This is a genomic window from Ruminococcus bovis (genome assembly GCF_005601135.1).
GTDB lineage: Bacteria > Bacillota > Clostridia > Oscillospirales > Acutalibacteraceae > Ruminococcoides > Ruminococcoides bovis.
The window spans coordinates 2,432,749-2,440,231 of sequence record NZ_CP039381.1; the positions used below are offsets into that span (position 1 = coordinate 2,432,749).

Sequence of the window (7,483 nt, forward strand, 5' to 3'; positions counted from 1 at the left end):
TCCATAATTACTGATTGTAACATAATAAAAAAATAATATCAACATAAATTTACTGTCCCATTTATGGTATTGACTTTATAGAACAAATGTTCTATAATTATATAGAACAAAGGAAAGGAACAGCAAAATGAGAACAATATTACACAGTGACTGCAATGGTTTTTATGCCAGTGTAGAGTCTTTACTACATCCGGAATACAGAGATAAGCCACTTGCCGTTGCAGGTGATGCTGAGAATAGGCATGGTATTATTTTAGCTAAAAATGAACTTGCTAAAAAGTACTTTGTAAAAACAGGAGATGCCATATGGCAAGCAAAAAATAAATGTCCGGAACTTGTTGTTATTGAACCACACTTTGACCAATATATGAAATTCTCAAAATTAACTAAGGCTATGTATGCCGAATATACCGATAGAGTTGAGTCCTTTGGTTTAGATGAGGCATGGCTTGATGTTACCGGTTGCAATAGAAGTGGTTATGAAATTGCAAAAGAAATTAACGAAAGAATTAAATATGAACTTGGAATTACTGTTAGTATCGGCGTTAGCTTTAACAAAATTTTTGCAAAATTAGGCAGTGATTACAAGAAGCCTGATGCTATAACTAAGATTGATATTGACGGTTATGACGGATACAAAAACAAGGTATGGCCTCTTCCTTGTGAGGACTTACTTTATGTTGGTAGGGCAACTAAAAAGCATTTACACACTATTGGTATATACACCATTGGAGATATTGCAAATTGTCCCGTTGAGATACTTAACAGTAACTTAGGCAAAATGGGTGAAGTTCTACACACCTTTGCAAATGGTCTTGACTCCTCCCCTGTTGCACAATTTGATGAAAGGCCTGATGTAAAATCTATCGGTAACTCTACAACCACACCCAGAGATTTAGAAAATTATTCTGATGTAAAAATGATTGTACAAATACTAAGTGATAGTGTTGGAAGAAGAATGAGAGAATTAGGCTTTAGGTGTAAAACTGTCACTATATCTATTAGAGATAAAGACCTTTTCTCTTTCACTAGGCAAGGTCAGCTAAAGAATTTCAGCAGTTGTACCGGTGATATTCGTGACAAGGCTTTGGAATTATTTAGAAACAACTATAACTTTAGAAAACCTATACGGTCAATCGGTGTATCTGTTAGTGGGCTTATTGGTGACAACTCACCATTTCAGCTATCTTTCTTTGAGGACAACAACAAGGATATTAGAGATGAAAAGTTAGACAAGACACTTGATTCACTAAAAAACAGATTTGGCAACTATGCAGTACGACCTGCCTTTTTGATGAAAGACAAAAACCTTACTTTATTAAATCCAAAAGATGACCATATTATTCACCCAGTAGGATTTTTTTAATGGAGAAATTTTATGAAAGAATATGTTAGCGTTACGGCAAAATTTGATGAAGATGGAAGTTTGTTGCCTTTGGTGATAAACTGGGATGATGGCAGAAAATATAAAATTGACAAAATCACCGATATTCGTTTTGCAAGTTCCTTAAAAAGTGGTGGTGTTGGTGTTAGATACACCTGTCAAATTATGAATCACACAAGGTATTTATATTTAGAAAGTAACAGATGGTTTGTTGAAAAATAATTTTACACTATATTTGGAATTAATAACTATGTTGTTAAGCCAAAATAGCATCAATCAAATTATATTGAAAACTCAGTAACTAATTGACTAAACACAATAAATCATATAGAATTATATTGTTTTTAGGTGTGGATATAATATTAAAAAATGGTAACTAAAAGGAGGAAACAATTATGTCAGTACTTGCAGTACCAATAAGAGGGTCATTTGAAGTTTCACCTGATAAAGTTGAGCTTTTTAAAAAGGAGACTAAAGATTTTAACGGTAGACAAATTGCGTTAGAAAGATTAAAAAAACATAGTAAAGGTGATGTTGTTTGGGATTTAAAAAAGTAGAAAATAACAATATTGTTTAAGAAATTCCCTAAATTAATATTAAATTAATTGATTTATTAGGTATAGAAAAGGTGCAGTAAAAATTACTGCACCTTAGTTTTATAAATATTTATTTAGTTAAATGATACTGTATAATCATCAACATAAACTGTAACACCTACCGGATTACCGGCATTGTCAAAGTAAATATTGCCGTCATATGAACCTAAAGTAATTGAATTACCGTCAATTTCGTAATTACCACTTTCGTTAGCTACATTACCAACCTTTAAAGTGTAAGTACCGTTACTATTTAGTGATAAAGAAACATCACCCTTTAGTTCCTTAGAAAAATCATCAGAAATAACATCACCATCAGGAGTAATACACTTATATGGTGCAAACGAAGCAGTTACACCACTACCGGTATCGGAATTAGGAGCAGTTGTTGGTTCTGCCTCTGTAGTAGTAGGCTCTGTTGTTTCTTCCTCGGTAGTAGGTTCTGTAGTTTCTTCTGTTGTAGGTTCAGTTGTATATTCTGTAGTATTTTCTTCAGATGTGTAAGTATCTTCAGAAGTTGTAGTCATAGTAGTTGTAGAAGAAGTAGTAGTTGAAGTAGTAGTGTTATCACTTTTATTTTTGCCACAGCTATTGAGAACTATAACAACTGCAACAATAATAAGTACAACTGCTGCTACAATCAAGCCGATAATAAGAGGCTTTTTGTTGTTATTTTTCTTCTTAGGTGAACCATATGTATCTGTACGAGAAACAATAGGTTTTGGTTCATCATCAACCTGACCCATATCATAATCATCTTTATAGTTAGCTTTATCTGCTTGAGAATAGCTACTGATTTCTTCACTATCCCAATTATCACCGGAAAAGTCATCACCATAATCATCATTGCTTAGTGAATGTTTTGAAACATACTCACCTGTATTTTGGTTATCACTTTTACTGTTAAGATTAAAAACCTTTGTTTTATCTAAATCATCATTAAGGTCATTAATATTGACCTGTTCATCATCATAAGGTCTTTTATTGTCACTCATTCTTTTCACTCTCTTTCTCTTCTATCATTTTTAATAGAACATCTCTTTTAATCATTTTACCATTATGGAAAATAAAGTCCTCTTTACTTTTCTTAACTTTCTCTACATCAACATCACTAAAGTCTTCTTTAGACTCATTACGGAGTTGAGCTAACTTTTCTTCTGTACTTTTTCTATCATGAATTAAATCAGCTTTGCCAGTAATCATCATCATCATATTTTCTTGAATAAAAAAGTTTGATACAAGAGAAAATGATGCCGGATAAATTAGCAGTAACATAATAGCAGAAACCACTAAAACTGCTACACCATTACCCATACAGAATATAAGTGGTGTTGCACAAATAGCAGTTAGAATTGCTAAAGAGAAAAGTGCAGCAAAGTTAACTTTTAGTTCACCGATAGCCATTAATGCACTATTCTTTAGAATATCCTTTTCGGATAATTCAAAAGTTACTGTCATTAACGGAATATATAGATACATAAAAAGTACCCACAAAGCAATTAATATTACTGCAACAAGCATAACATACATCATACCACCAAGTACTTTTGCCATTCCTGCATAAAAGGAAAATGAGAAAATTCCTATAGTAAACACAAAGTAAAGTATTATGCTATGAATTAGAAACTGCTTATAGTTTTCAGTTATGCCACTAATAAAAGTTGCAAAAACATCCACATCTTCAACACGACCAAGGTTTCTTGTTACCTTAGTTACACCTGCATATAGTGGATAACAAATAGGTATAACAAGTGTTGTAATAACAATGTTAAGTACTGAACCAAAGTTGTTACCTATAAGGTGTAGCAAAAAAACAACAATACCAAATGGTAAAGCAAAAAGTAAATTTGTAAAAATGATTTTATGTATTTTTCTAAAATAAATAGAAACTAGATTTTCAAAAGTAAATTTTTTTCTTTCTGTCGCCATTATAATTCCTTATCCTAAATTTTATATGTTAAAGAAGTGAAAATACAGTAACAAAAACAGTACCGAATCCACCACAGAACCAACCATTGCTATAAAAAGACAAGTGGCTGAATCTTCAACAAATTCTCTTAATTCAAGAGAAATATTCTCTTTCTTGATAATCACCTTAAAAACATTTGCTGAAAGATGAAAGGTCTTTTCACCTTGTAAAGCAAGTGAAGCAGAAGAAACAAAAAAACCTGGTATCATAGCAAGTAGGAAAAATCCAAAACCCTTTAGACCATTGATTGAACATAAGGTAGTTAAGGATAGACCCATACCAAAACCTTTAAACATAGTAACAAGTGGTGTAAGTCCATTACCCCATGGACAAAATCCAAGTAAGAATATTGCCACAAAAAATATAAATATATAGGGGCAAAATTACAACTAAACACCCAAATAATCAAGACTTGCTCTACTTGTAAAATCAGTTGGAAATAAAAAGTCAAAGGACTTTTTAAATTCTAAATCGGTATTTACCCCAAAATATATACCCAGAATAAAACCTACTAAAATTGAAATAAGAAACATAGTAAAGATACCGTATCTTTTTATAAAGTAGGTTATGTTATTTTTTCTGTTGTGAAAATTTTTTGGTGATTTAATTTTTAAAACTATTCCTTTCATATATACCTCCATAAGTTGTCCTTATGTAAGAATATATATGAAAGGATTTATTTATTTATGATTATTTACCAAGCTCTTCTGCTCGATTTGTACAAGACTTCATAGCTTCTTTGATACCATCATAGAATTTGTAGTCTTCTAAAGTTTTTAGTGCTGCAAGAGTAGTACCACCCGGTGAAGATACTTTCTTAATAAGAGTATCAAGAGAGTCACCACTATCCTTAATCATAGCTGCACTGCCTTCTAGGGTAGTAAGGTTCAACGCACTTTCATAAGGAATGTTACACTCCTTAGCATAGTCAGCCATTGCCTTTGCAAATAGGTAAATATATGCGGACTACTGCCGTTTACTGCAATAATTTCATTCATATGGTCCTCAGTAAACACTTCTACTGCACCATTAAGACCAAACATATCCTTTACTACAGAAAAGTCCTCTTCACTGATATTATCTGATGGACAAAGAGCAGTTGCACCTTTACCAAGTAGTAACGGTGTATTTGGCATAACTCTAACCATAGGACAATTACATTCTAGAGCTTTCTGTACATAAGAAATTGAGATACCTGCTGCAATAGAAACAAAAATCTTTTCTTCACTTACTGAGTCTTTAACACCACTAAGCACTTCTTCGTAATTCTGAGGTTTAACTGCTAAAACAATAATATTGCTATCAGTAACTACCTTAGTAGAAGCATCACAAGTAGTAACACCTTTTTCAGCCATTAGCTTAAGCTGATTTTCGTTAACATCAAAAACATTAATGTTTTCCGGTGCAACCACCTTATTCTTTAGTAGTCCGTTAATAATGGCAGTTGCCATATTACCTGCACCAATAAAACCTATTTTTTTATCCATTATTCTCTCTCCTTTTAGCCACAACCAAAGCTTGGGTTATGATATACACAACGATAATAGAAGTTGTTTTTATTCTTTTCACCATCACGGGTATAGTCACCGTAATAGTACATTTCACATTCATCAATTCTTCTATACAATAGTCCTGCATAACAACTGCCACCTGCATGATGGTAACAGAAAATATTGCTGATAAAGTCCTTGATAAACACATTCTTTAGGTCACGAGTTTTCTTGTTGTAAGAAGTTACATTTAGATACTTGTAGTTAATATAACCAACTGCACCCTTACTGTCAATTACCTTATAATATTTTTTTACTGTATATTGAAGCACTGGCAAGTTTAAGTGTAGCACCTTTGGAAATAGTTTTTACATTAGCTGCACTGTCAGATGCAGACTTTTTCATAGAAACTTTGCAGATGTTTTCACCTTAGTTGGGTTGGAATTAGAACTTGGATATGAATGATTAACAAACATATTAATAATATCACTATCGTTGGATAAAATACCTGTACCACAGTTATATACAAGTGTAACTAAAGCATCAAATTGTCTTTGATTAAACTTTATTCTGTTGCCAAGTAGGAAATTATTTACCTTAGTAACATAACCATCAGTTTCTACAGAATCAACTAAGTAAGCCATAGCTTCACTCTTGGTCATTCCGTTGTAGAATGAATCACCTGAATAAATAACTCTACCATAACCAACAGTTAAGCAAGGAAAACTTGTTAATGGGTCAAACATAGCATTTGAAAGTAGACCTTCATAGTTAGAAATAAAGTTAATAACGCTGTTACTTGCGTGTCTCTCTTCACAAGAAGTTTCTGTATTGCTGGTAACCTTAGTTACAAAAGCTTTACCATAACTACCAACACTTTTTGACCAAGTACCGTTGTGTTGTGAGTAGGCAACTACCTTGTACTTACCGGACTCTGTTAACTTTTTCTTGCCTTTCCAAATGTAGTTGTTACCACTTTCGGATTTTTCTGTTGCTTTTACAGTATATTTTTGCTACCGATTGTAATATCAAATTTAACTGCACTTCTGCTTTTATCTGTAATAGCAACAAATGTTACTGTACTGTTCTTTGGTGCTGAGTTAGGATTTGCATATGTAAACTTTACAGCTTCTGCACCCTTAACATCAAACAAACAACTTGCCCAACCATAAGAGGTTTTGCAGTAAACAACAGCTTTACCGGCTTTCTTAGTTGTTACCAAACCATAATTTGTAACAGTAGCTACTGAATTATCTGAACTAGACCAACTTGCACCGGATGAAGAAGAAGTTAAATAAACTGATTTACCTTTAGTGATATTATATTTTTTATTTGAAATATTCACACTATTATTCTTTGTACGAACATTTACACTACAAGACAAAGAATTTGCACCAACACTGGCTTTAACTGTTGTTGAGCCATTAGCCTTACCATACAAAATGCCTTCATCATCAACTGTTGCAACTTTAGAGTTACTTGAAGTCCACTTTACCTTTGAACTTGAAGTATTGCTATACTGAATACCGTAGTAACTGCCTTTATATACAGAGGCTGATGTACTCTTTAAAGTAAGAGGACCTTTTGTTACACCACCTGTAGATGGAGGTGTTGGTGATGTTTTTGTAGTTTTGAAATAAATGCTTATGTAAGATTTAGAAAGGTAACCTGTTGAGCCGTTGTAACTTACCTTTGACCATGAGGAATTACCGTTATCGGACATATTCATTGTTGTGCCACTTGGAACAACAGTAATTACTCCGTAGGAAGTACCTGCACCTTTTCTTAAATTTACATTATCGGTAGTTTTACAAGTCATATAAACGGATGAGTCCTTAGTTTTGTTAATATGCTTTACCGGAACATAACCTGCTTTTCCTGAGCTGTCTTTACAATAAACCCAGCTACCACTACTATTCTTTTGAATGTAAAGTGCTTGTCCCTTTTTTGTCTTAACAACTTCACCTTTGGAACTAGCTGACTTTCTCATTTAAAATTTGCTATAAGCTGAAGAAGTTATAGGCATAACAAAAAAGGTTGAAAT

General features: G+C 32.8%; 12 protein-coding genes. 3 read left to right on the top strand and 9 right to left on the bottom strand.

Annotated features, from left to right (window positions below):
* The first annotated feature begins 127 nt into the window (after positions 1 to 127).
* The 3 genes from E5Z56_RS11540 (at position 128) to E5Z56_RS11775 (ending at position 1,941) form a co-directional block, all read left to right on the top strand.
* Positions 128 to 1,366: a Y-family DNA polymerase gene (locus E5Z56_RS11540; RefSeq protein ID WP_138157912.1), complete on the top strand. Its 1,239-nt coding sequence runs from the start codon at positions 128 to 130 to the stop codon at positions 1,364 to 1,366.
* Between the two features lie 12 nt (positions 1,367 to 1,378).
* The gene (locus tag E5Z56_RS11545) at positions 1,379 to 1,606 is read left to right on the top strand and encodes a hypothetical protein (RefSeq protein ID WP_138157913.1); all 228 of its coding nucleotides are present in this window, start codon (positions 1,379 to 1,381) and stop codon (positions 1,604 to 1,606) included.
* Between the two features lie 173 nt (positions 1,607 to 1,779).
* Positions 1,780 to 1,941 carry a hypothetical protein gene (locus tag E5Z56_RS11775; RefSeq protein ID WP_175405312.1) on the top strand — a complete coding sequence of 54 codons (162 nt, stop codon included), beginning with the start codon at positions 1,780 to 1,782 and terminating at the stop codon, positions 1,939 to 1,941.
* 113 nt (positions 1,942 to 2,054) lie between these two features.
* On the opposite strand, the gene E5Z56_RS11550 is transcribed toward E5Z56_RS11775, so the two are convergent.
* The 9 genes from E5Z56_RS11550 to E5Z56_RS11585 all read right to left on the bottom strand — a co-directional run bounded on the left by E5Z56_RS11550 (position 2,055) and on the right by E5Z56_RS11585 (position 7,429).
* Positions 2,055 to 2,975, bottom strand: coding sequence for a hypothetical protein (locus E5Z56_RS11550; RefSeq protein ID WP_138157914.1), 921 nt, complete (start codon positions 2,973 to 2,975; stop codon positions 2,055 to 2,057).
* Positions 2,968 to 3,909, bottom strand: coding sequence for a hypothetical protein (locus E5Z56_RS11555; RefSeq protein WP_138155966.1), 942 nt, complete (start codon positions 3,907 to 3,909; stop codon positions 2,968 to 2,970). Before E5Z56_RS11555 ends, E5Z56_RS11550 begins: the two co-directional genes overlap by 8 nt.
* 21 nt (positions 3,910 to 3,930) lie before the next feature.
* Complete coding sequence (locus E5Z56_RS11560) at positions 3,931 to 4,305, bottom strand: hypothetical protein (RefSeq protein WP_138155967.1); 375 nt, start codon at positions 4,303 to 4,305, stop codon at positions 3,931 to 3,933.
* Between the two features lie 33 nt (positions 4,306 to 4,338).
* A complete protein-coding gene (locus tag E5Z56_RS11565; protein ID WP_138157915.1) occupies positions 4,339 to 4,578 on the bottom strand; it encodes a hypothetical protein in 240 nt (79 codons plus the stop codon).
* A 61-nt stretch (positions 4,579 to 4,639) separates the two neighbouring features.
* A complete protein-coding gene (locus E5Z56_RS11980; RefSeq protein ID WP_232842452.1) occupies positions 4,640 to 4,885 on the bottom strand; it encodes a pyrroline-5-carboxylate reductase family protein in 246 nt (81 codons plus the stop codon).
* A complete protein-coding gene (locus tag E5Z56_RS11570; RefSeq protein ID WP_232842453.1) occupies positions 4,837 to 5,436 on the bottom strand; it encodes a pyrroline-5-carboxylate reductase family protein in 600 nt (199 codons plus the stop codon). Before E5Z56_RS11570 ends, E5Z56_RS11980 begins: the two co-directional genes overlap by 49 nt.
* Before the next feature lie 14 nt (positions 5,437 to 5,450).
* Entirely contained in the window at positions 5,451 to 5,777 is a 327-nt protein-coding gene (locus E5Z56_RS11575) for a hypothetical protein (protein WP_138157916.1), read from the bottom strand.
* Positions 5,778 to 5,840: 63 nt separating this feature from the next.
* Positions 5,841 to 6,401 carry a glycoside hydrolase family protein gene (locus E5Z56_RS12275; RefSeq protein WP_408638895.1) on the bottom strand — a complete coding sequence of 187 codons (561 nt, stop codon included), beginning with the start codon at positions 6,399 to 6,401 and terminating at the stop codon, positions 5,841 to 5,843.
* 35 nt (positions 6,402 to 6,436) lie between these two features.
* Positions 6,437 to 7,429 carry an Ig-like domain-containing protein gene (locus E5Z56_RS11585; RefSeq protein WP_138157918.1) on the bottom strand — a complete coding sequence of 331 codons (993 nt, stop codon included), beginning with the start codon at positions 7,427 to 7,429 and terminating at the stop codon, positions 6,437 to 6,439.
* Positions 7,430 to 7,483: the final 54 nt, after the last annotated feature.